Source organism: Polaribacter sp. AHE13PA (genome assembly GCF_019278505.1).
In the GTDB taxonomy this organism is placed as follows: domain Bacteria; phylum Bacteroidota; class Bacteroidia; order Flavobacteriales; family Flavobacteriaceae; genus Polaribacter.
In genome coordinates, this window is the sequence record NZ_CP058985.1 from 3,724,791 (window position 1) to 3,748,801 (window position 24,011).

Genomic DNA, 24,011 nt, shown 5'->3' on the forward strand with positions numbered 1-24,011 from the left:
TTTTTTTAAACCTTCATGATTTCAACTTCTTTTACAGCTAGTTTTTCTTCTATCTGCTTTATAAAAGTATCTGTTAATTTTTGCACATCAGCTTCTGATATTTTCTTAAGATCATCTGACACATCTGTTTTTTTGATATCATTATTTGCGTCCTTACGAGCATTTCTAATACCTACTTTTGCGTGTTCTGCTTCTGCTTTTGCTTGTTTTGCTAAACCGATTCTTCTTTCTTCTGTTAATGGCGGAACGTTTATCATAATAATATCGCCATTGTTCATTGGGTTAAAACCTAAGTTGGCAACCATTATAGCTTTTTCTATAGGTTGTAACATGTTTTTCTCCCAAGGTTGCACAGATATTGTTCTTGGGTCTGGTGTAGTAACATTTGCAATTTGGCCTAACGGAGTTTGAGACCCGTAATAATCTACCATTACATTTGCTAACATTGCAGGGGTTGCTTTACCAGCTCTAATAGTTCTTAGTTCTTTAATTAAATGCTCAATAGCATTATTCATCGCTTCTTTAGCGGAATCAAGAATAAATTCAATTTCTTCGTTCATCGTCAGTAAATATTTTTATAAAACCTAATTATTGAGTATTAACAATAGTACCAATTTTTTCACCAGAAACCAACTTCATTAAGTTTCCATTTGTATTCATGTCAAAAACAATAATTGGCAATTTGTTTTCTTCACTTAATGTAAATGCAGTCATATCCATCACTTTAAGACCTTTTTTAATTACGTCTTTAAAAGTTATGTTTTCAAATTTGATGGCACCTTTATTCTTTTCTGGATCTACATCATAGATTCCATCAACTCTAGTTCCTTTTAAAATAGCATCTGCATCTATTTCTATTGCTCTAAGAACTGCAGCTGTATCTGTTGTAAAATACGGATTTCCCGTACCTGCACCAAATATAACAACTCTTCCTTTTTCTAAGTGACGAATTGCTTTTCTTTTAATATATGGCTCTGCCACTTCTTTAATTTCTAAAGCTGTTTGCAAACGCGTATGCACATCTTCATCTTCTAAAGCACTTTGCAGTGCTAGACCGTTAATACAGGTTGCTAACATACCCATATGGTCTCCTTGTACACGATCCATACCATTTGCAGCACCAGCAACACCTCTAAAGATATTTCCACCACCAATTACAATGGCAACTTCTATTCCTTTTTGTACTACTTCTTTAATTTCTTTTGCGTATTCAGCTAAACGTTTAGGATCAATTCCGTATTGTCTTTCGCCCATTAAAGCTTCTCCACTTAATTTTAAAAGAATTCTCTTGTATTGCATAGTTTATTTTGAAAGTTGTGCAAAATTAAGCTTTTTTTTTGAGTTTCCTTTTTTTGGGATACAAAAAAACCTCGCAATTCTAAAATTATAGAATGCGAGGTTTTAAATATTTAAATTCTTGTATTTACAAGAATAGAAGATAAATGTTTATCCTAAAGTAACTCTTTTGAAACCACTTACAGAAACATCACCAAATGTACTTACATATTGTGCAACATTTTTCTTTTCATCTTTAATAAAAGCTTGGTCTAAAAGACATTGCTCTAAATCTAAAGTTGTGTTGTCTGCAATAAATCTTTCCATTTTTCCTGGTAAAATTCTATCCCAGATTTTTTCTGGTTTTCCTTCTGCAGCTAATTCAGCTTTTGCAGCTTCTTCAGCTTTTGCTAAAACTTCGTCAGATAATTGAGACATAGAGATAAATTGAGGTACGTTTTTCAACGTTTTCCCTAATCTTCCTAATTCAATATTATCTTTTTCAATTACAGCAATTCTTGCTTCAGTTTCAGCAGCAACAAATGCAGGATCAAAATCTTTGTAAGATAAAGAAGATGCACCCATAGAAGCTACTTGCATAGCTACGTCTTTAGCTAAAACGTCTGCATTGTCTACTACAGCAGTTAAACCTACTAAAGCAGCAATTTTACCAATGTGAGTATAAGCACCAACATAAGCAGCTTCGATTTTCTCAAAAGCAGTTATCTCTAACTTTTCTCCAATAACACCAGTTTGCTCAATTAATTTATCAGCAACAGTCATTCCTCCAAAATCAGCAGCTAAGAAAGATTCCTTATCAGCATGATTTAAAGCAATTTCTGCAAATTGACTTCCTAATTCAACGAAAGCATCGTTTTTACCAACAAAATCAGTCTCACAAGCTAATACGATTGCTACACCAGCAGTATTATCAGCATTGATTTTTGTTACTGCAACTCCTTCTGTAGATTCTCTATCAGCTCTTTTTGCAGCAATTTTTTGACCTTTTTTACGTAAAATATCAATTGCTTTATCAAAATCACCAACAGCCTCAACTAATGCCTTTTTACAGTCCATCATTCCAGCTCCAGTTGCTTCTCTTAATTTTTTAACATCAGCAGCACTAATCTTTACTGTTTCCATGTTATGTATGTTTTTTAGTTAGAATTATTTTTTTTCTTCAGCAGGTGCTTCAGTAACTTCTGCCTTAGGAGCTGCTGCTTCAGCTTTTGGAGCTGCAACTTCTTTAGTTTCTTTTACTTTTTCTTTGTCTGCTTTTCTATCAGATAAACCTTCTGCAATTGCATCAGTAACATAAGATAATACTTTGTCTATAGACTTAGAAGCATCATCATTTGCTGGAATGATAAAATCTACTAATCTAGGATCAGAGTTTGTATCAACCATTGCAAAAATAGGAATGCTTAATTTTTGAGCTTCTGCAACAGCAATGTGCTCTTTTTTAATATCTACTACAAATAATGCACCAGGTAAACGAGTCATATCTGAAATAGAACCTAAATTCTTTTCTAATTTTTCTCTCTGACGATTGATTTGTAATTTTTCTCTTTTAGATAATGCATCAAAAGAACCATCTTGCTTCATTCTATCAATATGAGCCATTTTCTTAACAGCTTTTCTAATAGTTACAAAGTTAGTTAACATACCACCTGGCCATCTTTCTGTAATGAAAGGCATGTTTACTGCTTTTGCTTTTTCTGCAACGATATCTTTTGCTTGCTTTTTAGTAGCTACAAATAAAATTTTACGTCCAGAGTTAGCTATCTTTTTTAAAGCATCTGAAGTTTCTTCTATTTTTGCTGCTGTTTTATACAAATCGATGATGTGAACACCATTACGTTCTGTATAAATGTATGGAGCCATGTTTGGGTTCCATTTTCTAGTTAAGTGTCCAAAGTGTACACCACTATCTAATAATTCTTGAATGTTTACGTTTGCCATTTTCTTAAATGTGTTTACTTTCTGTTTTGAAATCAATAGTTAGGTAGTCTTTCGAGTCCTAACTATTTAGATGCTAAACTGTTTAATATTAAAATATAATAACAGTTCTCGATATAATAAATTGCAGAATAAATTCTGACAAATATTAACGTTTCGAGAATTGGAATTTTTTACGTGCTTTCTTCTGACCGAATTTCTTACGTTCAACCATTCTTGGGTCACGAGTTAATAAACCTTCTGGTTTTAATACCAATCTGTGCTCTTCGTTGATAGCAACTAAAGCTCTTGTAATAGCTAAACGGATCGCTTCTGCTTGTCCTGTTACACCACCACCGTAAACATTAACTTTAATATCGTAAGATTCTAAGTTTTCTGTTAACATTAAAGGTTGTTGTACTTTATACTGTAAAGTTCCAGTAGTAAAGTAGTTTTTGTAATCTTTTTTGTTTACTGTAATGTTTCCTGTTCCTTCAGAAAGATAAATACGAGCTACAGCTGTTTTTCTTCTACCGATTTTATGTACTATATCCATTATTTAAGATCGTTAAGGTTAATAGCTTTAGGTTCTTGACCTGCATGTTTGTGCTCTGTACCTGCATATACATACAAGTTTCTGTAAAGTGCCGCTCCTAAAATATTTTTAGGTAACATTCCTTTTACTGCTTTTTCGATTAATCTTGTAGGATCTTTCTCAAACATTTCTGTTGCAGTTAACGATCTTTGTCCTCCTGGATAACCTGTGTGACGGATGTAAGATTTCTCTTTCCATTTGTTACCAGTTAAAACAATTTTTTCTGCGTTGATGATAACCACGTTATCTCCACAATCTACGTGAGGAGTAAAATTAGGTTTGTTTTTACCTCTAATTAGCTTTGCTACTTTAGAAGCTAGACGACCCAACGTTTGCCCGTCTGCATCAACTAAAACCCACTCCTTGTTTACGGTAGCTTTGTTTGCTGATACTGTTTTGTAACTTAATGTGTTCATAATTACACTATTAGTTTTTGTTTATTAATGATTGAATTTTCCTTAAAAAAGGAGTGCAAATGTACTGTATTTTATTTGATTGACAAATAGTGTTTTGTATTTATTTTACGCTTAATCCATTAATTACTTATTCATTACATTAATAAAGTAGGGATTTATTTTTAAGGGGTAAAATATAGGTTTAGGTACTCTTTTTATAATAACAATTCATAATGGATATAATTGGAGCTTAGTTAGAATTCTGTTTTGTTATAAAAAAGGCTTTAGATAGTTGCGTGTTAAAAATCTATTTTTTAGAACTTATACTTAGTTTTCCTGTTTTTAATCCTTTGCTGGTAACAGTTAATTCTATATCTCCTTCTTTTTTTGAAGCTTGGACAATGACCACTAATTTACCACTAAAAAGCTTCATTGTTGGTAGGTGAAATAATTCTAATGAAGTAGCATCTCCATTACAAGCAGCTCTATAGCTAGCGTTTCCTTCTACTTTAAATTTAAGTTGATTAGTTGCTGTTGGACATTCAATTCCATTTTTATCTATAACAGAAACTGTAACAAAAGATAAATCTTTCCCATCTGCTTTTATAATTTTTCTGTCTGGGCTAAGAATTATTTTTGCAGGTTTGCCAGCAGTATGAATTTCTTTTTCAGAAACTGGGTTTCCTTTTTCATCAAAAGCAACCACTTTTATAGTTCCTGGTTCGTATTTTACATTCATCCACATTAAGCGATATCTATTTTGTGGACTAGAATGATCTTTCTTTTGAATCCCCATACTTTTTCCATTTACAAATAGTTCTGCGCTATTGTAATTTGTGTACACAAAAACGGGTGTTTTTTCACCTTCTCTTCCTTCCCAATTCCAATGTGGTAAAATATGTAAGGTTTCTTCTTTGGTATTCCATCTACTTCTGTATAAGTAATATCTGTCTTTTGGCAGACCTGCTAAATCATTAATACCGAAATAAGAACTTCTAGAAGGCCAACTTTCATCATACGGAGTTGGTTCTCCTAAATAATCAAAACCAGTCCAAACAAACTCACCAATAACCCAAGGTTTATCATCTTGTAAGATAAAATCATCTTCTGGTAAGTTAGACCAACTACAATATTCTAAGTCATAAGAAGAACTTTGAAAATCATCATATTTTTTCATAGCTGCTTTTTCTACAGGAAATTTATAGATGCCTCTAGAGCTAACTGTTGATGCTGTTTCTGAACCTAATAAAATCCCTTGAGGGAATTTTTTATAAGCTTCATCATATAAATGTACTCTGTAATTTAATCCAGGGATGTCCATAATTGCTCCAAACCCAGAAGCCATAACTGCTTTTACTTGATCCATGCCAACTGTAACGGGTCTTGTAGGGTCTTCTCTATGAAAAATATCTTGCAACCATTTTGCGCGTTTTACACCTTCCGCTCCCCATTGATCTGGTACTTCATTTCCAGAACTCCACATTACAATTGAAGGATGATTTCTGGTAGCTCTAACTAAATTAACAATATCTTTTTCTGCATATTCATCAAAAAAACGGTTATAGCCATTTTTTACTTTTGGTTTTGCCCATTCATCAAAACTTTCTGCTAAAAAAAGAAACCCCATTTCGTCACAAAGTTCAAGTTGCTCAAAAGAAGGCATATTGTGCGAACTTCTAATTGCATTAACTCCCATGTCTTTTAAAATTGTTAGTTGTCTTTTTAAAGCTGCGGTATTTACCGCTGTCCCTAAAGGACCTAAATCATGATGTAAACAAACTCCTTTAAATTTAGTTATTTTACCGTTTAAACTAAATCCTTTTTTAGGTTCATATTTTATTTCTCTAATTCCAAAATTTGTTGTTATTTCATCTTTTAATTGATTTTTTACATAAAGCTTTGTGACTGCTTTGTATAAATATGGATTTTCTGGACTCCATAAAATAGGGTTTTTTACTTTTATGTTTTGATCGAATTCATTGTTAAAATGAATATCAGATTTGAGTTGATTTACCACATTTCCATTTGCGTCAAAAATTGTAGTTGTTAATGCACCAGACTCATTAGATATTTTTGTTTTTATATTAACTTTAGCTTCACTTTTACTAACAAAAGGAGTTGTAATAAAAGTTCCCCATTGATTAATGCTTTCTTTTTCTTTTATGATTAGACTTACTTTTCTATACAAACCTGCTCCTGGGTACCAACGTGAAGCGTACTCTTTGTTGGTTAATTTTACGGCTAAAGTGTTTTCTCCTGCAATTAAATCTTTAGAAATATTAAAGTAAAAGTAACTATAGCCGTAAGCCCATTCGCCAATTTTTTTTCCATTTAAAAATACTTGAGGCTCACTCATTGCGCCTTCAAACAATAAAATTATTTTTTTGTTGATGTCGGTTTCAGAAATATTAAATTTATTTCTGTACCAAGCAGTTCCTGTGTGTGGTAAAGAACCAGTTCTACCTGTTTTTTCTGTAGCTTCCTTTTCTCTGTTTTGAGTAATTGCGATAACTTGTTTGTCTATTTCTTTATCAAAGGGACCGTATATTGCCCAATCATGAGGAACTGTTACTTTTTGCCAGTTTTTATCATTAAAATTTATTTTTTCGGCATTTTTATTTTCACCTTTATTAAAAGTCCAGTTTTCTGAAAGTTCTATAGTTTTTCTTGTTTGACTAATAATATTAGAGGAAATTAATAATGTCAGTAAAAATATTTTAGACGTTTTTTTAAAGTTCATTTTATTGTTTTATAATTTTGAATAGCAAAACGGAAATCTAATTTTTCAATTTACTTTCGCTCTTTCATGGTAGTTGTGTTGGCGTGGTTAATATAAATAAAAAATACTTTATTTTTAATTGTGAACGTTTCGTTTTTGATAAGTCTATGGTTTGTTTTTTAAGAAGATGTGAAGCTTCTGTTATTACCTGTTTTACTTAATTCTGATTTAAGTAAAAAAAAAAGCATCAAAATTAATTGATGCTTTTATATAATATATTTTAACTGTAAATTGTTTACTTAATAATTACTCTCCATCCGTAAGGATCTTCAGCTTGGTTTGTTTGTATATCAGTAATTGCTTTCTTTAGAATTCCAGCAAAAGGAACTTCTAATTCGGGTAAATCATAATCAGAACCTTGGTATCCAAAACCTGCAATAGGAGAAATCACTGCAGCAGTTCCTGCTCCAAACATTTCTTTTAAACTACCGCTTTGCGCAGCAGCAATTACTTCAGAAACTGTAATTTTTCTAACTTCTACATCAATATTCATGTCCTCTGCAATCTGAATAACACTTTTACGTGTAATTCCGTCTAAGATTCTATCACTTGTAGGGCTTGTGATTAAAGTATCATTAATTCTAATGAAAATATTCATTGCTCCAGCTTCCTCAATATATTCGTGCGTATTATCATCCGTCCAAATAACTTGATTGTAACCTTTGTCTATGGCTAATTGTGTAGGGTAAAACTGAGCAGCATAATTACCACCAGCTTTCGCAAAACCAACACCGCCATTTGCTGCACGAGCATATTTTTCTTCTATTAAAACTTTTACTTTACCAGAAAAATACGCACCAGAAGGAGCAGTACAAATAATAAATTTATATGCATTTGCAGGAGAAGCGTGAAAACCTATTCCAGAAGCAAACATAAAAGGTCTTATGTATAAAGAGCTTCCTTCATTTGTAGGAATCCATTTGTTATCAACTTCTAATAATTTTTTTAAACCTTCCATAAAAACATCTTCAGGAACAGCTGGAATAACCAAACGTTCTGCAGATTTATTTAAGCGCTTCCAGTTTTCTAAAGGTCTAAATAACATGGTGTTATTGTCTGCGTCTTTGTAGGCTTTCATACCTTCAAAAATAGATTGTCCGTAGTGGAAAATCTTTGCAGCTGGGTCTAATGAGATAGGTGCATAAGGTTTAATAACAGGTGTTTGCCACTCGCCATCTATAAAATCACACTCTAACATGTGGTCAGAATATACACTACCAAATGGTAGATTGTTAAAATCTACAGAATCTATCTTCGATTTTTCTATACGTTGAATTTCTATATCAGATTTCATTCTTTTTGATTGAATTATTAGACAAATGTACATAAAATATTCATCGGACGATATAACTAATCATTGCTTTTACTCATTAAAATATGTACTTTTGTTCGATACTCAATAAATTTAGAAAATATGAAATATGTAATATCCTTTTGTTTGGTTATTTTACTTGGTTTTACGGCATGTAAAGAGGGCAAGAAAGCAAACAATGAAACATCAGAACCAAAACAAGAAGTGGTTTATGAATCTTTCGGAGAAAAAATTGAATTAGATAATGCAATTACTTCAGAAGAGTTATTAGCTAAATTTAAAACCATGAAAGCTGGTGATACTATTAATGTGAAATTTGCATCTAGTATTAAAGAAGTTTGTTCTAAAAAAGGATGTTGGATGAAGTTGCCTTTAAGCGAAGAAACAGAAACAATGGTTCGTTTTAAAGATTATGGTTTTTTTATGCCTTTAGATTCTCAAGGAAAAGAAGTAGTTTTAAATGGTAAAGCATTTGTACAAGAAACATCTGTAGAAGAATTGCAACATTACGCAGAAGATGCAGGGAAAACTAAAGAAGAAATAGCACAAATTACCGAGCCTAAAAAAGAATTTACTTTTGAGGCAGATGGTGTTTTAATGAAAAAATAAGAAATTAGTTTCAATAAGTAATAAGTCTACATATTTTGAAAAGAGAAATTCTAATAACTTCCGATGGTTCTACAACCATTAATCTACCTGATTTAAATGAACAATATCATTCTAAAAACGGTTCCATTAATGAGTCTTACCATGTTTTTATTAATAGCGGATTAAAGTTAGTTGCAGCAGAAGAAGTATCTATCTTAGAGATTGGTTTTGGTACAGGTTTAAACTGTTTTATTACTTATTTAGAAGCAAAAAGAAATATAAACTATGTTGGTGTAGAGGCATATCCTGTTACTGCAGGAGAGGTAGAGAATATGAATTTTATTTCTGTTTTAAAAGCAGAAAAAGAAAGTGCTTTGTTCGATAAAATGCACGCTGTTTCTTGGGAAGAAAAGCATCAGATTTCAGATCGTTTTTCGCTAACAAAAAGAAAACAATTTTTTGAAGATATCGAAGATAAAGATGCGTTTAATTTAATTTATTTTGATGCTTTTGGTGCTCGTGTTCAGCCTCAATTATGGACAGTAGAGATTTTTCGTAAAATGTTTGAAGCATTAAAAGAAAACGGAGTTTTAGTAACTTATTCGGCAAAAGGAAGCGTTAGAAGAGCTATGCAAGAAGTTGGTTTAACAGTAGAGCGTTTGCCAGGACCTCCAGGAAAAAGGGAAATGTTAAGAGCAACTAAAATAACTACCAAAACTAACGACTAAAAAAAATAAGATGGAATTCAAAAGAAAATTTGGAAGACAAAAGCAATCAAAACCTACAAAAGGGCTTTTTTTAATTGCTGTTTTAGCTTTCGTTTTAATTCTTTGGTTCAAAGCCGAAGATATTATGAATGCATTATTTTAATTTTATTTAGAAGCTATTTCCTGCTTTTCGCACTCGCTTTTTTTATCCTGAAAAAGGATAAAAAAGAGCTCAGACAATTGCTGCAATCAGGGCTAAACCTGTTTGCAGGCAATATTCATTTACCTAAAGTAGAAATTATTTTTTAAAACGTCTTCCTTTCCAATTGTATTTAAAAAAGAGAGATTTAAAAATAACCAGAAGGCTAAAAAAAGGATATAAAAAACTCGCAAAAAGATACCATTTATAAAAATGTTTTTCCTGTTTAAAAAACTGAATTGTTGGTAAGAATAAAAACAAATCAATAATCAATTTTAAGACAAAAGGGATAAAAAGTGTTTCTAAGTTTCCAAGCAATAAATAGTAAACAACAACAAAGTTGGTCAGTAAAACTAGCAAACCAATTAACTTTACTTTTAAAGAACTAAAATTACCCGTTTTTGCAGCCCATCGTGTTCTTTGGTTTACTAAATCACTCCATGTTTTTACGGGAAATGTAGTAACAATAGCTTCTTTAGATTTTAAATAAAACACACTTTTTTTATCAGCAATTATAAATTTTTCAAACAGAAAAACATCATCTCCGCTGGCAATATTGTTGTTACCTTCAAAACCGTTTAGTTGCAGAAAAGTATCTTTTCTGTAAGCAAAGTTTGCTCCATTACACAAAAAAGGAAAATCCATTCCAAAACCACCAATGGTAGTTCCTTGCATGCTCATAAAATCTAATAATTGAAACTGTTCTAAAAAGTTGTTTTTAGCTTTGTAGTTTACAGGAGCAACTACCATTTTTGCATTATTATTCTGAATAAAGCTATCTAAGCTTTTTAACCAATTTTTAGGTAAAATACAATCTGCGTCTGTGGTAACAATCCAATTGTTTTTTGAAAGAGAAATTGCGGTAGTAATAGCGTCTTTTTTTGGTGAGTTGGAAGTTCTATTGTTTTTTATGATGCGAATGTCAGTTCTAGTGATTTCACTTTTTTGCGAAATTGTATCGAGATCTTCTTGGACTCCTGAGATTTCTCCTTGTTCCTTGTTCGAAATGACAAATTGTTGAATTATTTTAACAGAGTTATCCGTAGAAGCATCGTCAACCAAAATAAACTCTACCAATTCTTTTGGGTAATTCAACTCTGCGATTGATTTTAATAAAATAGGTATGTTTTCAGCTTCATTTCTAAAAGGAATAATTACTGAAAATGAGGTTTTATTTACTGATGCTGTTTTTTTTAATTCTTTAACTTTTTTAAAGCCAATTGCTAACCAAAGAATTAGAATAGCATAAAAAGTAAATATGAAAATTAGTAGCCAAATCATTTTGTAAAACTAGGTTTAAAAGTTAACACAAAATAACTACCAATAATTGCAGGTAAAACAAAATTTAAAACCCACATTAAAGTGGTTGTAGATAGAATTATAAGAGGTTCTATGTTGAAAAACGAAAACATCCAAATAGCTACAGATCCTTTTAAAACAACATCAAATAAAGATAACATTGGTATTGTAGAAGCAATTAAGTATACAGAGGTAATTGACGAAATTGCATCAACATAAGAAATATCAACATTAAAAATGAGTAATAAATAGTAAAACTGATTTGAGAAAACCAAGAATCTAAACATTGATAAAACAGCAACTTTTATATTTAGTGCTAAAGGTATGTTTTTTATAAAACTTCTTGCTTTTTCAAAAGTAAAACCCTTAAAATTAAGTCTTTTGAGTAGAAATAATAAGAAATATATTACAATAAATACTAAGAGTAAAACTTTTAAAATTTGATAAAGATCAACATCAATTTTATGACTAAGAACAAAATAACAGAAACCTATACTTCCAAAAAATAAGGTCATAAGCATTTGATAAAAGTTACCTACTAAATTTAAACCTAATATTTGCTTTCTATGTTGCTTTTTAAAATACAGTGCTTTTGCCCCGTATTCCCCAATTCTGTTGGGTGTAATTAAAGAAGTTGTTAATGAAGCTAAGGATTGCTTTGTGGCTTCAATAAAAGAGATTTGTTTTACATGATCGACAAGTGATCTCCATTTCAAGATTTCTAAAAACCAATTCAATAATGTGAAAACAGATAGAAAAAATATGTTTTTGATGGAAAAAATATCATTTTCTATTAATTTTTTATAAAAAACAGCAAATTTTAGCTGCTCGTTATCAATTAGTTTTGTGTAAATAAAATATCCGCAACCAATTACAATCGATAGTTTTATTATCAACCAAAAGAATTGTTTAGATTTGTATGAAAGCGAATTATACATGGTTTGCAAAGTAACAAATAATCATCAGTAAGTTTGGTGATAAAAACAAAAACAATCTACCACTTTGGCGATAGAAAAAATTATTTTAGGTATTGACCCTGGAACTACAATTATGGGTTTTGGTGTGATAAAAATTGTTGGTAAAAAGATGGAGTTTATTCAAATGAATGAATTAATCTTAAAAAAATACGATGACCATTACCTGAAATTAAAGCTTATTTTTGAGCGTACAATTGAACTGATCGACACATATCATCCAGATGAAATTGCAATTGAAGCTCCTTTTTTTGGGAAGAATGTACAATCGATGTTAAAGTTAGGACGCGCACAAGGTGTTGCGATGGCTGCAGGTTTATCTCGTGAAATTCCGATTACAGAATATTTGCCGAAGAAAATAAAAATGGCAGTTACAGGAAGTGGAAGTGCTAGTAAAGAACAAGTTGCTTTGATGTTAAAATCACTTTTAAACTTAAAAACATTGCCAAAGAATTTAGATGCAACGGATGGTTTGGCAGCTGCAGTTTGCCATTTCTATAATTCAGGAAGGGTAGTTGGAGGAAAGAATTATACAGGTTGGGCGAGTTTTGTGAAACAGAATGAAAAGAGAGTTAAAAAATAATGTCCGGAATCTACATTCACATACCGTTCTGTAAACAAGCATGTTTTTATTGCGACTTTCATTTTTCTACTTCATTGAAGAAAAAAGAAGATATGATTTTGTCTTTAATTAATGAGATTGAAATTAGAAAAGACGAGTTGAAAAATACCATTATAGAAAGCATTTATTTTGGAGGCGGAACTCCGTCTGTTTTAAATACAGATGAAATTCAAGTACTGATTGATGCGGTTTATAGAAATCATACAGTAATTGAGAACCCAGAAATTACGTTAGAAGCAAATCCGGATGATTTATCCGAAGAAAAAATAATAGAACTTTCTAAAACACCAATAAATAGATTAAGTATTGGCGTGCAATCGTTTTTTGAAAAAGATTTAAAACTCATGAACCGTGCGCATAATTCTGACGAAGCTAAAAAATGTCTTGAAATTGCAACTCGCTACTTTAGCAATATTTCTGTCGATTTAATTTATGGAATTCCAGATTGTACAAATGATGAGTGGAGAGATAATATACGAACTGCATTGAGTTTCGGAATTCCACATATATCTAGTTACGCCTTAACGGTCGAGCCAAAAACGGCACTAGCAACATTAATTAAAAAGGGAGAAATTAAAAATGTGGATGATGAAAAAGCAGAGGAACAATTCCATATTTTAATTGAAGAATTAAAGAAAGTAGATTTTGTGCATTACGAGTTGTCTAACTTCGGAAAAGAAGGCTTTTTTAGTCAGAATAATTCTTCTTATTGGCTAGGGAAACCATATTTAGGTATTGGTCCTTCGGCACATTCGTTTAATGGAATCCAACGAAGTTGGAATGTAAGAAATAATGCAAAATATATAAAAGCTATTCAAGAAAATACACTTCCTATAGAAAGAGAAACACTCACAAAAACGGATGGTTATAATGAATATATTATGACAGGTTTAAGGACCATTTGGGGAGTTTCTATAGAGAAAATAGAAAAAGATTTTGGCGGTAAATATGTAAAGTATTTAGAAAAACAAGCCAAAAAACATTTAGAACAAGAATTATTGATTATTGAAAACCGAGTTTTAAGAACCACTCCAAAAGGGAAGTTTTTATCAGACGGAATTTCTTCAGATTTATTTATGGTCAATTAGTTTTTTATTAATGTTAAATGTTTAGATTATATCTAACATAAAGAAAGAAAACTTATATTTGAGTTTGAAGTAAAAACTAAAAATTACGCAAATAAGGTCGGCAAAATATGAAAGCGGTAATAGAGTACAATTCAAGAAAAATAGAAATAAACGTTTCGGAACCTTTAGATATTTCAATTCCTATTGATATGAATAAAGGAAAAGTAAATGCTTGGGGAATTGATGACCCTAAAATTGAAGTAGAAAAATTTGATGATTATGAAGTAAGTGTAGCAAATGGTGCTGTGGTTAACTTTAATAGCATCCAGTTTAACCCGCATTCTCACATAACTCATACAGAATGTGTTGGGCATATTACCAAAGAAGTACACTCTGTAAATCAACATTTAAAATATTTTATTTTTTTAGCAGAAGTAGTTACTATTGCTCCTTTGTTTCATAATGGAGATTTTTTAATTGGAGTGAAGCAATTAAAACATGCTTTACGAAATAAGAAAAGAGATGCTATTGTAATTCGTACTTTACCTAATTTAGATGAAAAAAAGAGTATGAAATACTTTAATACGAATCCAACTTATTTATCTGAAAAAGCTGCAATTTATTTAAAAGAAAAAGGAATAAAACACTTGTTAATTGATTTACCTTCTGTAGATAAGGAAAAAGATGATGGTAAGCTTTTATCGCACAATGCTTTTTGGAATACTAGTGGTAAATTAAGAATGGATGCAACCATTACAGAATTTATATATGTGCCAAATACTATAGAAGACGGTGAGTATTTATTAAACTTAATGATTGCACCATTCGAAAATGATGCAACGCCTAGTAAGCCTATTTTGTATAAAATTATAAAGTAGATTAAGAAAAAACCAAGATGTTATTAAATGAAAAAAGTTAATTTAAAACTTGTTAAGGTTTTAGGATTATCTGTGTTGTCTTTTGGTTTTTATTTTATGATATCGAATTCCGACAAGATAAATTCTATTATAAATACACTGCTAAAAAGTAATTCCAGCAAAGGATTTGGAGTTTATATAGTCATTTATTTAGTGAAATGGTTTTTGTTGATTTTCGGTGTAATATCTTTAATTGTAGTTGGTTCTAGATTTTTTATTAAAAAAGAGCATTAAAACCACTTTTTACGTTTAAAATACCAAACAGAAACTATGGTAACTATTGCCATAACACCCAATAAAATAAAATAACCATATTTAGTTTTTAATTCTGGAATGTTTTCAAAGTTCATTCCGTAAATTCCTGCTAAAAAAGTTAAAGGTATAAAGATTACAGACAAAATAGTAAGCGTTTTCATTACCTCATTTAAACGGTGTCCTTGAATACTAAAAATTAGGTTTATTTTACTTTCTAATTCTTGCAATTCAAAATCGATATTAGAAATTAGGTTATTGGTTTGTTCTTTTAACTCATTAAAGTATTTTACATTAAAATCTTTAATTTCTATTTTTTCTAATTTTATAATGGTATCTCTTAAACTTAAGGTTGCCTTTTTAAAATTGAATAATTCTTGCTTCCTTTTTTCTACTAAAGAAGTAAATTCTGGAGTTGGTTTTATGTGCGTAGAATTTAGTTTATCTGCGCTTAAATCTGCATTTGCTTCATAGGTGTCTTGGTAGTTATCAATTATAGACTCTAATATTAAATATAGTAAATAATCTGTTTTTTTCTTTCTAACAATACCTTTGTTACCTTCTAAACGCTCGCGAATCCAACCAAAATAATCTCCATGTTTTTCTTGAATAGACCATAAAAAGTCTGAAGAAACAATAAAAATCATTTGTTCAGAATCTAATTTCTGACTTTGGGTAATTAAAACTCTGGTGGTTATAAATAGCAAATTATCTAATAAAATTACCTTATTAGGGTGTTCTTCATCGCTTAATAATTTTATTAAAAAATCGTCTAATTTATTTTGATAAATTACTTTTTTATAGGCATCATGAAACTGTATTCCATATGTGTTTAACCATTTAGTGGTAGCTGTATTTTCTGAAAAAACAATTTCTGAAATTCCATTATAAGTTGTTTTTTCGTAGTTCTTTGCAGAATAACTAATTATGGAGGTGTTGTCTAAAAAATCATTTTCAGTCATAAAAAAGTTGTAATTTTGGTTTATAAAGATACTTTTTAAATCTTAATAATAAAGGTTATTTTAATAATTGAGCGAATGCATATAGAACAATTAAGAGATTTTTGCATTTCTAAAAAAGGAGTAACAGAACATTTTCCTTTTGATGAGGTAACGTTAGTTTTTAAAGTGATGGATAAAATGTTTTTATTAACAAGTTTAACTTCTTGGGAGAAAGTAGAAGCTAAAATCAATCTAAAATGCATTCCAGAAAAAGCAATAGAATTAAGAGAGGAGTTTGAAGGGATTACTGCAGGGTATCATATGAGTAAAAAACACTGGAACACTGTTTTATTAAATTCTAGTGATGTTTCAGATGATTTGGCAAAAGAACTCATCAATCATTCTTACGATTTGGTGGTAAAAGGATTGACAAAAAAACTTCAAAAAGAATTAGAAGAATTATAGCTTTCTGAAATGATGGAAAACAATAAAAACGAAATTTTAGAAAAACATTGTTACACAGAATTGGTATATCAACGGATAAATAAAAAGTTAAAAATAGCTTTATCTAAGGATGAAACTGAGAATTTCATCAGAAAGGTTTTAGAAGAAACAGTTATAGAAAACTACCTTAAAAAAGGAAAGAATTTTTATATTTCTAATAAAGATTATAATGTTAGAATTACTGTAAATTCTAATACTTTTAGAATTATCACGGTAGATAGAATTTAAAATATAGTAATTTTTCAATAATGAAAAAGCAAGAACTTAGAAAGATTTACAAACAGAAACGAAATGATTTAACTGAAAGTCAAATTCAGGAATTTCAAGAAAATATTTACGAACAAATTTACGATTTAGAAATTGTTGGTGTTAAAAATGTACACTTGTTTTTGTCTCTCACAAAGTTTAAAGAAATAGATACACAACCAATTATTAATTACTTCAGAAGCATAAAAAAACGAATTGTGGTTAGTAAATCTAACTTAGAAAACAACACACTTTCTCATTTCTATTTAGAAGAAGATACGGTTTTAGAACAAAATAAATACGGAGTTCCAGAACCTGTAAATGCAGAACAAGTAGATGAAAAGGAACTAGATCTTATTTTTGTTCCGTTGTTAATTTCTGATGAATTAAATTACCGAGTTGGTTACGGAAAAGGGTTTTACGATTGTTTTTTATCCAACTGTAAAGAGGACGCAAAATTTATTGGACTCAATTATTTTAAGCCCATTTATCAAATTGAAGATTCTAACGATTTTGATATTCCGCTACATCAAGTAATCTATCCTAAATAAACTTTAAATCGCCTTTAATTCTTTGTAAATTTGTTTTAGAAATAGAAAGCAAATGATTGTACAAGGAAACATAGTTGATATACAGAATAAAAGAATTTACAAAGGAGAAATTGAAGTTGTGAACGGAAAAATTTCGTCTGTAAAAGAAGTAAATCACAACCAAGAAAACTACATTTTACCCGGTTTTATAGATGCACATATTCACATAGAAAGCTCTATGTTGGTTCCTTCGGAATTTGCTAAAATTGCAGTAAAACACGGTACAGTTGCAACGGTTTCTGACCCGCATGAAATTGCCAATGTTTTAGGTGTAAAAGGAGTTGAGTTTATGATTGAAAACGGAAAGAAAGTTCCGTTAAAATTCAATTTTGGTGCGCCAAGTTGTGTGCCAGCAACGTCTTTTGAAAGTGCCGGGGCAATAATAGATGCTGATGATATTAAATTGATGATGGAAAACCCAGACATTAAATATCTGGCGGAAATGATGAATTATCCCGGTGTTTTATTTGATGATGCTGAGGTTTTAGCTAAGATTCAACATGCTAAAAACAATAACAAACCCATTGATGGTCATGCGCCAGGTTTAAGAGGTGATGATGCTACCAAATATATTGCTGCCGGAATTTCTACAGATCATGAGTGTTTTTCTTATGATGAAGCTTTAGAGAAGTTACAGAAAGGAATGAAAGTAATTATTAGAGAAGGTTCTGCTGCCAAAAACTTCGAAGCTTTAATCGATTTATTACCAGAGCATTTCGAAAATATGATGTTTTGTTCAGATGATAAACACCCAGATGATTTATTGCTGGGGCATATCAATCAACTTTGTGAAAGAGCCGTTGCAAAAGGAATTGATGTTTTTAAAGTCTTGCAAGCAGCATGTGTAAATCCTGTAAAACATTATAAGTTAGATGTTGGACTTTTAGAAGAAGGAGACGATGCAGATTTTGTGGTGGTAGATAGTTTAGAAAAATTCAATGTTTTAGAAACCTATATAAATGGAGAATTAGTTGCTAAAAATGGTAAATCTTTTGTAAAACATGTAGATTTTGAAGTATTGAATAACTTTAATACGGATAAAAAAGAAGTTACTGATTTTAGATTTGAATCTTCATCAGAAAAAATTAGAGTAATTGAAGCTTTAGATGGCGAATTGGTTACCAATCAAATTGAAGCAGATGCTTTAATTGTTGATGGGAATTTAGTTTCAAACACAGAAACTGATATTTTAAAAATGACTGTTGTTAATCGTTATCAGAATGATGTGCCAGCAATTGCTTTTATTAAAAACTTCGGAATAAAAGAAGGAGCTATTGCAAGTTCTGTTGGGCACGATTCTCATAATATTATTGCCATCGGAGTTTCTGACGAAGCAATTTGCAAAGCGGTAAATTTAATTATCGAAAATAGCGGTGGAGTTTGTGCTGTAACTGATACGGAAGAAAAAATAGTTTCTTTGCCAGTCGCAGGAATAATGTCTGATAAGCCAGCTGAGGTTATCGGTAAAGCGTATGCAGAACTAGATACAATGGCAAAAGAAATGGGAAGCAAATTACGTGCACCTTATATGAGTTTGTCTTTTATGGCATTGTTGGTAATTCCTGCTTTAAAGTTGTCTGACAAAGGTTTGTTTGATGGAAGTACTTTTAAATTCACTTCTTTAGAGGTTTTTTAGGAGTTTCAAAATAACAAGTTTTAAGGTAATAAAATTTTTAAGCCTAATTGTCATTTCAGCGATAGGGGAAATCTCATAAGGTTGCTCAGTTTTGGGGTATCAATGTTATGTAACTTCTCATTCTTAGAAGTGACAATTTGTTTGGTTATAGCAATACGTATGCAAACAAGTTTAGCCCTGATTGAAGCAATTGTTTGAGCTCTTTTTTATTCCTTTTTAGGATAAAAAAAGCGAGTGCGAAAAGCAGGAAATAGCTTCACGTTAAAATTTTATCAAATTCTTAATTTAATGCTCACTTCTTTGGTTTTTAATTAGCTTTTTTCGTTAAAATATGTACATTTGTACAACAAAAATAAATTATGAGTTTACAAGAAGATTTAGAAAATAGAAGTGGAAATAAATGCGAATTATGTACATCAACAACCAATTTATCAATTTATGATGTAAAGCCAACAATTACTGGTGGAGGTGGAGTAGATGGTAGCGTATTGGCTTGTGAAACTTGTATTACTCAAATAGAGAATCCAGAAGAAACAGATGCAAATCACTGGCGTTGTTTAAACGATTCTATGTGGAGTGAATATAGAGGTGTAAAAGTGGTTGCGTGGAGAATGTTGTCTCGTTTAAGAGCAGAAGGTTGGCCACAAGACTTGTTAGACATGATGTATTTAGAAGATGATGATTTACGTTTTGCTAAAGAATCTGGAGATCATTTAGATGATAGTGAAAAGATTATTCACAGAGATGCAAACGGTGCAATCTTAGAGGCTGGAGATTCTGTGGTTTTAATTAAAGATTTAAAAGTAAAAGGATCTAGTATGGTTGCTAAGCAAGGAACTGCGGTACGTAGAATTTCTTTAGATCATGAAAATGCTAAGTTTATAGAAGGTAAAGTAGGACCAACTCAAATTGTAATTATTACAGATTACGTTAAAAAGATGGCAGAAAAAGAGTAATCTTCTGTTATTTTTAGCGCAGTAGAGTAGTTGGGCGTTTCCTTTCAGGTCGCGCTTTTCACTGTATCTTTTTTCTAAAAAGAAAAAAGGATGCCGTTTCAATCGCTAACGCGCATATTTGCTAATAAATTGAGTTTAAATTTTCTTATTTACAATTTTTAAGAAATTAGACCTTTACATAAAAAAAACCTCGATGTATCGAGGTTTTTTTATGTCTATATTATGCTAACTTTAGTTCTTTTTACTAATTATATATACAGCACCAGAACCCTCTTTATTCTTTTTTATTTTTACAAAAAAAGCGAGTGTGAAAAGCCTGACGCAATTATTCTTTTTTAAATAATTGGGGAATGCCTAAAAAAAATCCGCTCATTGCTGAACGGATTAATTATTTTATTTAGACATCTCTGTAAAATATTTATAGAAATAAGGAATCGTTTCAATCCCTTTTAGGTAATTCCACACTCCAAAATGTTCGTTAGGTGAGTGAATGGCATCAGAATCTAAACCGAAGCCCATTAAAATAGTCTTGCTTTTTAAATGTTGCTCAAATAGGGCAACAATAGGGATACTACCACCGCTTCTTTGAGGAATAGGCGTTTTACCGAAGCTAGTTTCATAGGCTTTGCTAGCTGCTTTGTATGCAATATTGTCTATTGGAGTTACATACCCTTGTCCGCCATGATGTGGTTTTACAAGTACCGTTACAGATTTAGGAGCTATGCTTTCGAAATGTTTTTTGAAGAGCTCTGTAATCTCTTTCCAATCTTGATTTGGCACTAATCTCATAGATATTTTAGCAAATGCTTTGCTTGCAATTACTGTTTTTGCGCCTTCGCCAATGTAACCACCCCAAATTCCGTTTACGTCTAAAGTTGGTCTAATTGCGTTGCGCTCGTTGGTAGAATAACCTGCTTCCCCATGAACATCGTCAATTTTTAAAGCATCTTTATATTTCTCTAAAGAAAAAGGAGCTTTTGCCATTTCTGCTCTTTCTTCGGTAGATAATTCTTCTACCTTATCGTAAAAACCAGGAATGGTAATGTGGTTGTTTTCATCATGTAAAGAGGCAATCATTTTGGTTAAAATATTGATAGGATTTGCAACTGCGCCTCCGTATAAACCAGAATGTAAATCTCTGTTTGGCCCTGTAACTTCTACTTCTACATAACTTAAACCACGTAAACCTGTTGTAATTGAAGGAATGTCATTCGCAATCATTCCGGTATCTGAAATTAAGATTACATCATTGGCTAGTTTTTCTGTGTTTCTTGGTACAAACCAAGCCAAACTTTCAGACCCAACTTCTTCTTCACCTTCAATCATAAACTTTACGTTACAAGGTAGGTTTCCAGTAGAGGTCATGTATTCTAATGCTTTTACATGCATATACATCTGTCCTTTATCGTCACAAGCACCTCTTGCAAAAATGGCTCCTTCTGGATGAATTTCTGTATTTTTAATCACTGGCTCAAATGGAGGAGAGGTCCAAAGTTCTATGGGATCTGCTGGTTGAACATCATAATGACCATAAACTAATACGGTTGGTAAGTTCTTATCGATGATTTTTTCTCCGTAAATAATAGGATATCCTGGAGTTTCGCACATTTCTACGTTGTCGCAACCTGCTTTTTTTAAACTATCTAAAACAAAGTCAGCTGTTAATAGAACATCTTTTTTATATGCCGAATCTGCACTTACAGAAGGGATTTTAAGCAGTTCTATGAGTTCGTTTAAGAAGCGTTGTTTGTTGTCTTTTATGTAAGATTGAATAGTATTCATAAAATATATTTTTATTTCTTCATCAAAAGTAGAAAAATTATTATGAACTGCTTTGCAGTTTGCAAGGAATGTTTATATTTGCAGCCCAATTAAATTGGAAAAGTTGCAGGCGTGGTGGAATTGGTAGACACGCTAGACTTAGGATCTAGTGCCGCGAGGTGTGAGAGTTCGAGTCTCTCCGCCTGTACAATTAACCCTCTAGTCGTTTGATTTAGAGGGTTTTATTTTTTTAGGTGTCAAACAGATGAAGTTGAGAATTTGGAGGTAAGTTTAAAACCTGATAATAATTTTAAAGATTTATCTTTTGAAAAAAAGATCTATGAAGAAAAGGTGAAAATTTTCCTTTTCAAAACCTTTGCGTATTTTTTTAAATGCAATACTCATTTGTGATTCCACTGTTTTTATAGAAATTCCTTTAATTTCTGCTATTTCTTGATATTTAATGCCTTTAATCTTATTCATTTCAAGAATTTGTCTGCATTTAGGGGGTAAGGACTCTATAATTAAATTCATCTTTTTTACCCGATCTTCAAGGGCTTCATTATCTTGATCAATCCGATCTCTTAAAGCATTTTCGTATACGAGATCTAATAAGTTATTCTGTTTTTTATCTTTATTAATACTATCAATAAATCGATTGTAAGCAATGCTATATAAATAGTTTCTTGGAGATTTGTTTATGTCTAATTTCTCTTTATTATTCCATAAATCTATAAAGGATTGCTGTACAATGTCTTCAGAGTTCATTTTATCATGAGTATAAGTGCAGATGTATGCTACTAACCTGTCATAATATAGGTTAAATATATATTTAAAGGCGTTTTCGTCACCTTCTTTTACCCTTTCTGTTGCTTCTAATTCATTCATATATAAATCTTAGTAATATTAATGAAATCATGAATTATTTTAGGCTTTTTGTTGAAAATATTAACAATAATATAAACAAAAGCTTTAACAAGCAATAAAAATTTAGAGATATTCAATTTGTAATTTTAGTTTTCAATTCTAAAGTTGCAAGTATCTTACTGTAATAGATGTTGTTACTCTTTAAAAGATTAGGTGAAATAGTGTGAAAAAACGTTTTAATAAATATAAATTTTGTTATTTTTCTTTGAATTAATCTCAGTGAAATTAAAAAAATATTATTTTTTTTTAGGGGTTTTACTTAAATAGTAAGTAATAATGTATGTAAACCCGTAATTAGGTGTTAAATCGTGAAAAAAATTATAACGAAATTTATTGCAAATACGATAACAAAAGACGAATTGAATCTTTTGTATAAGTGGTTAGAAAATGTAGATAATCAATCTAAGTTTGAAAAATACATTTTAGATTATCATGATTTAAATATGGCTACACTTAAGAATGATGTATACAGAGCTTATGAAAATGTAAAAAAGGTTATTGACAAAGAAAAGAATACTGTAAAGGTGCTTCCGCTATATAGAAGAAATTTTGTGAAATATGCAGCAGCAATCTTAGTGTTAACTTCTTTTAGTTTTTTCTATTTAACCAAAAATACTTTTAATAAAAGTAATGAAGTGTCTATAAGCCCTGGTACAGATAAAGCAACGTTAACGTTAGCAGATGGTTCTCAAATTATTTTAGATAGTGTAGTAAATTATCAAGATATAAAAATTAGTAGTACTGCTAAAGAAATTATATACAAAGCTGCTGAAACTAAAGCAAAAATAATTGAATATAATTATTTAACCATACCAAGTGGTGGGCAATACCATGTTGTACTGTCAGATGGAACAGAGGTTTGGTTAAATTCAGAATCTCAATTAAAATACCCTGTAAATTTTTTAGAAGACAAACCTAGAGTTGTAGAGTTGGTTTATGGGGAAGCTTATTTTGAGGTATCACCAAGTACAAATCACCAAGGAACTAAATTTAATGTAGTTAATAGAAGTCAAACTATAGAGGTTTTAGGTACAAAGTTTAATATTAAAGCGTATAAAGAAGAGCCTAATGTTTCTACTACATTAGTTGAGGGAAGTGTTTCTGTAACTACTAAATTTGATCGTAAATTATTAACTCCAAATCAAAAATCTATTTTTAGTAAAGAAGATAATCAATTAGTTATTCACCAAGTAGAAGCTAATAGTGAAATAGCTTGGATACATGGTGCATTTGTTTTTAAGAAAAAAACATTAAAAGAAATTTCAAAAGTATTATCTCGTTGGTACGATGTAGATTTTGAGTTTTCAAATGATGATATAGCTAGCCAAAAATTTAATGGAGATTTAAGTAAAGATCAAAATCTAGAATCTATTTTATTGTTAATACAGAATACAAATAAAATAAAGTCTTATGAAATTAAAAATAAATCAGTTTTACTGAAATAAAAAAGAGGGAAAAAATAGAAACATTGGACCGTAAATATTTTCCCCTCCTAAATTCAATTCAATCAATTAAATGTTTAACTAATCAA

Annotated in this window: 25 protein-coding genes and 1 tRNA gene; 13 read left to right on the top strand and 13 right to left on the bottom strand. The window is 30.7% G+C overall.

Going from position 1 to position 24,011, the window contains the following annotated elements; translation table 11 throughout:
* Positions 1-5: 5 nt before the first annotated feature.
* From frr to H0I28_RS15870, 8 genes are all read right to left on the bottom strand, one after another.
* Positions 6-560, bottom strand: coding sequence for a ribosome recycling factor (frr, locus tag H0I28_RS15835; RefSeq protein ID WP_218732383.1), 555 nt, complete (start codon positions 558-560; stop codon positions 6-8).
* Between the two features lie 28 nt (positions 561-588).
* Positions 589-1,299 carry a UMP kinase gene (gene pyrH, locus H0I28_RS15840; RefSeq protein WP_218732384.1) on the bottom strand — a complete coding sequence of 237 codons (711 nt, stop codon included), beginning with the start codon at positions 1,297-1,299 and terminating at the stop codon, positions 589-591.
* 147 nt (positions 1,300-1,446) lie between these two features.
* Entirely contained in the window at positions 1,447-2,418 is a 972-nt protein-coding gene (gene tsf, locus H0I28_RS15845; protein ID WP_218755095.1) for a translation elongation factor Ts, read from the bottom strand.
* Between the two features lie 24 nt (positions 2,419-2,442).
* Positions 2,443-3,237, bottom strand: a complete 795-nt coding sequence (rpsB, locus tag H0I28_RS15850) for a 30S ribosomal protein S2 (RefSeq protein WP_218759717.1) — start codon at positions 3,235-3,237, stop codon at positions 2,443-2,445.
* Positions 3,238-3,382: 145 nt separating this feature from the next.
* The gene (gene rpsI, locus H0I28_RS15855; RefSeq protein ID WP_218732387.1) at positions 3,383-3,769 is read right to left on the bottom strand and encodes a 30S ribosomal protein S9; all 387 of its coding nucleotides are present in this window, start codon (positions 3,767-3,769) and stop codon (positions 3,383-3,385) included.
* A complete protein-coding gene (rplM, locus tag H0I28_RS15860) occupies positions 3,769-4,224 on the bottom strand; it encodes a 50S ribosomal protein L13 (RefSeq protein WP_208890954.1) in 456 nt (151 codons plus the stop codon). The genes rpsI and rplM overlap by 1 nt, the downstream gene beginning before the upstream one ends.
* Positions 4,225-4,510: 286 nt before the next feature.
* Positions 4,511-6,943, bottom strand: a complete 2,433-nt coding sequence (locus H0I28_RS15865) for a DUF4982 domain-containing protein (protein ID WP_218759718.1) — start codon at positions 6,941-6,943, stop codon at positions 4,511-4,513.
* A gap of 274 nt (positions 6,944-7,217) precedes the next feature.
* Entirely contained in the window at positions 7,218-8,276 is a 1,059-nt protein-coding gene (locus tag H0I28_RS15870) for a branched-chain amino acid aminotransferase (protein ID WP_218759719.1), read from the bottom strand.
* Positions 8,277-8,396: 120 nt separating this feature from the next.
* Here H0I28_RS15870 and H0I28_RS15875 point away from each other — a divergent pair, with 120 nt between their 5' ends.
* The 3 genes from H0I28_RS15875 to H0I28_RS17680 are packed head-to-tail and all read left to right on the top strand — an operon-like array spanning position 8,397 to position 9,752.
* The gene (locus H0I28_RS15875) at positions 8,397-8,903 is read left to right on the top strand and encodes a DUF4920 domain-containing protein (protein ID WP_218759720.1); all 507 of its coding nucleotides are present in this window, start codon (positions 8,397-8,399) and stop codon (positions 8,901-8,903) included.
* A 35-nt stretch (positions 8,904-8,938) separates the two neighbouring features.
* Complete coding sequence (gene mnmD / locus H0I28_RS15880; protein WP_218759721.1) at positions 8,939-9,610, top strand: tRNA (5-methylaminomethyl-2-thiouridine)(34)-methyltransferase MnmD; 672 nt, start codon at positions 8,939-8,941, stop codon at positions 9,608-9,610.
* A gap of 10 nt (positions 9,611-9,620) precedes the next feature.
* Positions 9,621-9,752: a hypothetical protein gene (locus H0I28_RS17680; RefSeq protein WP_262887957.1), complete on the top strand. Its 132-nt coding sequence runs from the start codon at positions 9,621-9,623 to the stop codon at positions 9,750-9,752.
* Between the two features lie 135 nt (positions 9,753-9,887).
* On the opposite strand, the gene H0I28_RS15885 is transcribed toward H0I28_RS17680, so the two are convergent.
* On the bottom strand, positions 9,888-11,069 hold the full coding sequence (locus tag H0I28_RS15885) for a glycosyltransferase (protein WP_218759722.1): 1,182 nt from the start codon (positions 11,067-11,069) through the stop codon (positions 9,888-9,890).
* Entirely contained in the window at positions 11,066-11,983 is a 918-nt protein-coding gene (locus H0I28_RS15890) for a flippase-like domain-containing protein (protein ID WP_254712798.1), read from the bottom strand. Before H0I28_RS15890 ends, H0I28_RS15885 begins: the two co-directional genes overlap by 4 nt.
* A 106-nt stretch (positions 11,984-12,089) precedes the next feature.
* Here H0I28_RS15890 and ruvC point away from each other — a divergent pair, with 106 nt between their 5' ends.
* The 3 genes from ruvC to H0I28_RS15905 all read left to right on the top strand — a co-directional run bounded on the left by ruvC (position 12,090) and on the right by H0I28_RS15905 (position 14,628).
* Entirely contained in the window at positions 12,090-12,644 is a 555-nt protein-coding gene (ruvC, locus tag H0I28_RS15895; RefSeq protein ID WP_218759724.1) for a crossover junction endodeoxyribonuclease RuvC, read from the top strand.
* Entirely contained in the window at positions 12,644-13,771 is a 1,128-nt protein-coding gene (hemW, locus tag H0I28_RS15900; protein ID WP_218759725.1) for a radical SAM family heme chaperone HemW, read from the top strand. The genes ruvC and hemW overlap by 1 nt, the downstream gene beginning before the upstream one ends.
* A 107-nt stretch (positions 13,772-13,878) precedes the next feature.
* On the top strand, positions 13,879-14,628 hold the full coding sequence (locus tag H0I28_RS15905; protein WP_218732396.1) for a cyclase family protein: 750 nt from the start codon (positions 13,879-13,881) through the stop codon (positions 14,626-14,628).
* 269 nt (positions 14,629-14,897) lie between these two features.
* Here H0I28_RS15905 and H0I28_RS15910 read toward each other — a convergent pair whose 3' ends face one another.
* The gene (locus tag H0I28_RS15910) at positions 14,898-15,881 is read right to left on the bottom strand and encodes a magnesium and cobalt transport protein CorA (protein WP_218732397.1); all 984 of its coding nucleotides are present in this window, start codon (positions 15,879-15,881) and stop codon (positions 14,898-14,900) included.
* A 75-nt stretch (positions 15,882-15,956) separates the two neighbouring features.
* On the opposite strand from H0I28_RS15910, the gene H0I28_RS15915 reads away from it, so the two are divergent.
* From H0I28_RS15915 to H0I28_RS15935, 5 genes are all read left to right on the top strand, one after another.
* Positions 15,957-16,325, top strand: coding sequence for an MmcQ/YjbR family DNA-binding protein (locus tag H0I28_RS15915; protein ID WP_218759727.1), 369 nt, complete (start codon positions 15,957-15,959; stop codon positions 16,323-16,325).
* 12 nt (positions 16,326-16,337) lie between these two features.
* Positions 16,338-16,592, top strand: a complete 255-nt coding sequence (locus H0I28_RS15920) for a DUF3781 domain-containing protein (RefSeq protein WP_218732399.1) — start codon at positions 16,338-16,340, stop codon at positions 16,590-16,592.
* A 20-nt stretch (positions 16,593-16,612) separates the two neighbouring features.
* Positions 16,613-17,161, top strand: a complete 549-nt coding sequence (locus H0I28_RS15925; RefSeq protein ID WP_218759729.1) for a 5-formyltetrahydrofolate cyclo-ligase — start codon at positions 16,613-16,615, stop codon at positions 17,159-17,161.
* 52 nt (positions 17,162-17,213) lie between these two features.
* On the top strand, positions 17,214-18,836 hold the full coding sequence (gene ade / locus H0I28_RS15930) for an adenine deaminase (RefSeq protein WP_218759730.1): 1,623 nt from the start codon (positions 17,214-17,216) through the stop codon (positions 18,834-18,836).
* 359 nt (positions 18,837-19,195) lie between these two features.
* Positions 19,196-19,792 (top strand): alkylphosphonate utilization protein, encoded by a 597-nt coding sequence (locus H0I28_RS15935; protein WP_218732402.1) that lies wholly within the window; start codon positions 19,196-19,198, stop codon positions 19,790-19,792.
* A gap of 393 nt (positions 19,793-20,185) precedes the next feature.
* Here H0I28_RS15935 and H0I28_RS15940 read toward each other — a convergent pair whose 3' ends face one another.
* Positions 20,186-21,574 carry a dipeptidase gene (locus tag H0I28_RS15940; RefSeq protein ID WP_218759731.1) on the bottom strand — a complete coding sequence of 463 codons (1,389 nt, stop codon included), beginning with the start codon at positions 21,572-21,574 and terminating at the stop codon, positions 20,186-20,188.
* A gap of 105 nt (positions 21,575-21,679) precedes the next feature.
* Between H0I28_RS15940 and H0I28_RS15945 the strand changes: the two genes are divergently transcribed.
* Positions 21,680-21,761: transfer RNA gene (locus H0I28_RS15945), tRNA-Leu, on the top strand.
* Between the two features lie 110 nt (positions 21,762-21,871).
* Here H0I28_RS15945 and H0I28_RS15950 read toward each other — a convergent pair.
* Positions 21,872-22,441 (bottom strand): RNA polymerase sigma factor, encoded by a 570-nt coding sequence (locus H0I28_RS15950; protein ID WP_218759732.1) that lies wholly within the window; start codon positions 22,439-22,441, stop codon positions 21,872-21,874.
* 347 nt (positions 22,442-22,788) lie between these two features.
* Here H0I28_RS15950 and H0I28_RS15955 point away from each other — a divergent pair, with 347 nt between their 5' ends.
* Positions 22,789-23,925: a FecR family protein gene (locus H0I28_RS15955; protein ID WP_218759733.1), complete on the top strand. Its 1,137-nt coding sequence runs from the start codon at positions 22,789-22,791 to the stop codon at positions 23,923-23,925.
* The last annotated feature ends 86 nt before the right edge of the window (positions 23,926-24,011 follow it).

Excerpts from the sequence above, each read along its gene's own strand:
- frr (WP_218732383.1), bottom strand. The coding sequence starts at position 560 with ATGAACGAAGAAATTGAATTTATTCTTGATTCCGCTAAAGAAGCGATG.
- pyrH (WP_218732384.1), bottom strand. The coding sequence starts at position 1,299 with ATGCAATACAAGAGAATTCTTTTAAAATTAAGTGGAGAAGCTTTAATG.
- tsf (WP_218755095.1), bottom strand. The coding sequence starts at position 2,418 with ATGGAAACAGTAAAGATTAGTGCTGCTGATGTTAAAAAATTAAGAGAA.
- rpsB (WP_218759717.1), bottom strand. The coding sequence starts at position 3,237 with ATGGCAAACGTAAACATTCAAGAATTATTAGATAGTGGTGTACACTTT.
- rpsI (WP_218732387.1), bottom strand. The coding sequence starts at position 3,769 with ATGGATATAGTACATAAAATCGGTAGAAGAAAAACAGCTGTAGCTCGT.
- rplM (WP_208890954.1), bottom strand. The coding sequence starts at position 4,224 with ATGAACACATTAAGTTACAAAACAGTATCAGCAAACAAAGCTACCGTA.
- H0I28_RS15865 (WP_218759718.1), bottom strand. The coding sequence starts at position 6,943 with ATGAACTTTAAAAAAACGTCTAAAATATTTTTACTGACATTATTAATT.
- H0I28_RS15870 (WP_218759719.1), bottom strand. The coding sequence starts at position 8,276 with ATGAAATCTGATATAGAAATTCAACGTATAGAAAAATCGAAGATAGAT.
- H0I28_RS15875 (WP_218759720.1), top strand. The coding sequence starts at position 8,397 with ATGAAATATGTAATATCCTTTTGTTTGGTTATTTTACTTGGTTTTACG.
- H0I28_RS17680 (WP_262887957.1), top strand. The coding sequence starts at position 9,621 with ATGGAATTCAAAAGAAAATTTGGAAGACAAAAGCAATCAAAACCTACA.
- H0I28_RS15885 (WP_218759722.1), bottom strand. The coding sequence starts at position 11,069 with ATGATTTGGCTACTAATTTTCATATTTACTTTTTATGCTATTCTAATT.
- hemW (WP_218759725.1), top strand. The coding sequence starts at position 12,644 with ATGTCCGGAATCTACATTCACATACCGTTCTGTAAACAAGCATGTTTT.
- H0I28_RS15905 (WP_218732396.1), top strand. The coding sequence starts at position 13,879 with ATGAAAGCGGTAATAGAGTACAATTCAAGAAAAATAGAAATAAACGTT.
- H0I28_RS15910 (WP_218732397.1), bottom strand. The coding sequence starts at position 15,881 with ATGACTGAAAATGATTTTTTAGACAACACCTCCATAATTAGTTATTCT.
- H0I28_RS15915 (WP_218759727.1), top strand. The coding sequence starts at position 15,957 with ATGCATATAGAACAATTAAGAGATTTTTGCATTTCTAAAAAAGGAGTA.
- H0I28_RS15920 (WP_218732399.1), top strand. The coding sequence starts at position 16,338 with ATGGAAAACAATAAAAACGAAATTTTAGAAAAACATTGTTACACAGAA.
- H0I28_RS15925 (WP_218759729.1), top strand. The coding sequence starts at position 16,613 with ATGAAAAAGCAAGAACTTAGAAAGATTTACAAACAGAAACGAAATGAT.
- ade (WP_218759730.1), top strand. The coding sequence starts at position 17,214 with ATGATTGTACAAGGAAACATAGTTGATATACAGAATAAAAGAATTTAC.
- H0I28_RS15935 (WP_218732402.1), top strand. The coding sequence starts at position 19,196 with ATGAGTTTACAAGAAGATTTAGAAAATAGAAGTGGAAATAAATGCGAA.
- H0I28_RS15940 (WP_218759731.1), bottom strand. The coding sequence starts at position 21,574 with ATGAATACTATTCAATCTTACATAAAAGACAACAAACAACGCTTCTTA.
- H0I28_RS15950 (WP_218759732.1), bottom strand. The coding sequence starts at position 22,441 with ATGAATGAATTAGAAGCAACAGAAAGGGTAAAAGAAGGTGACGAAAAC.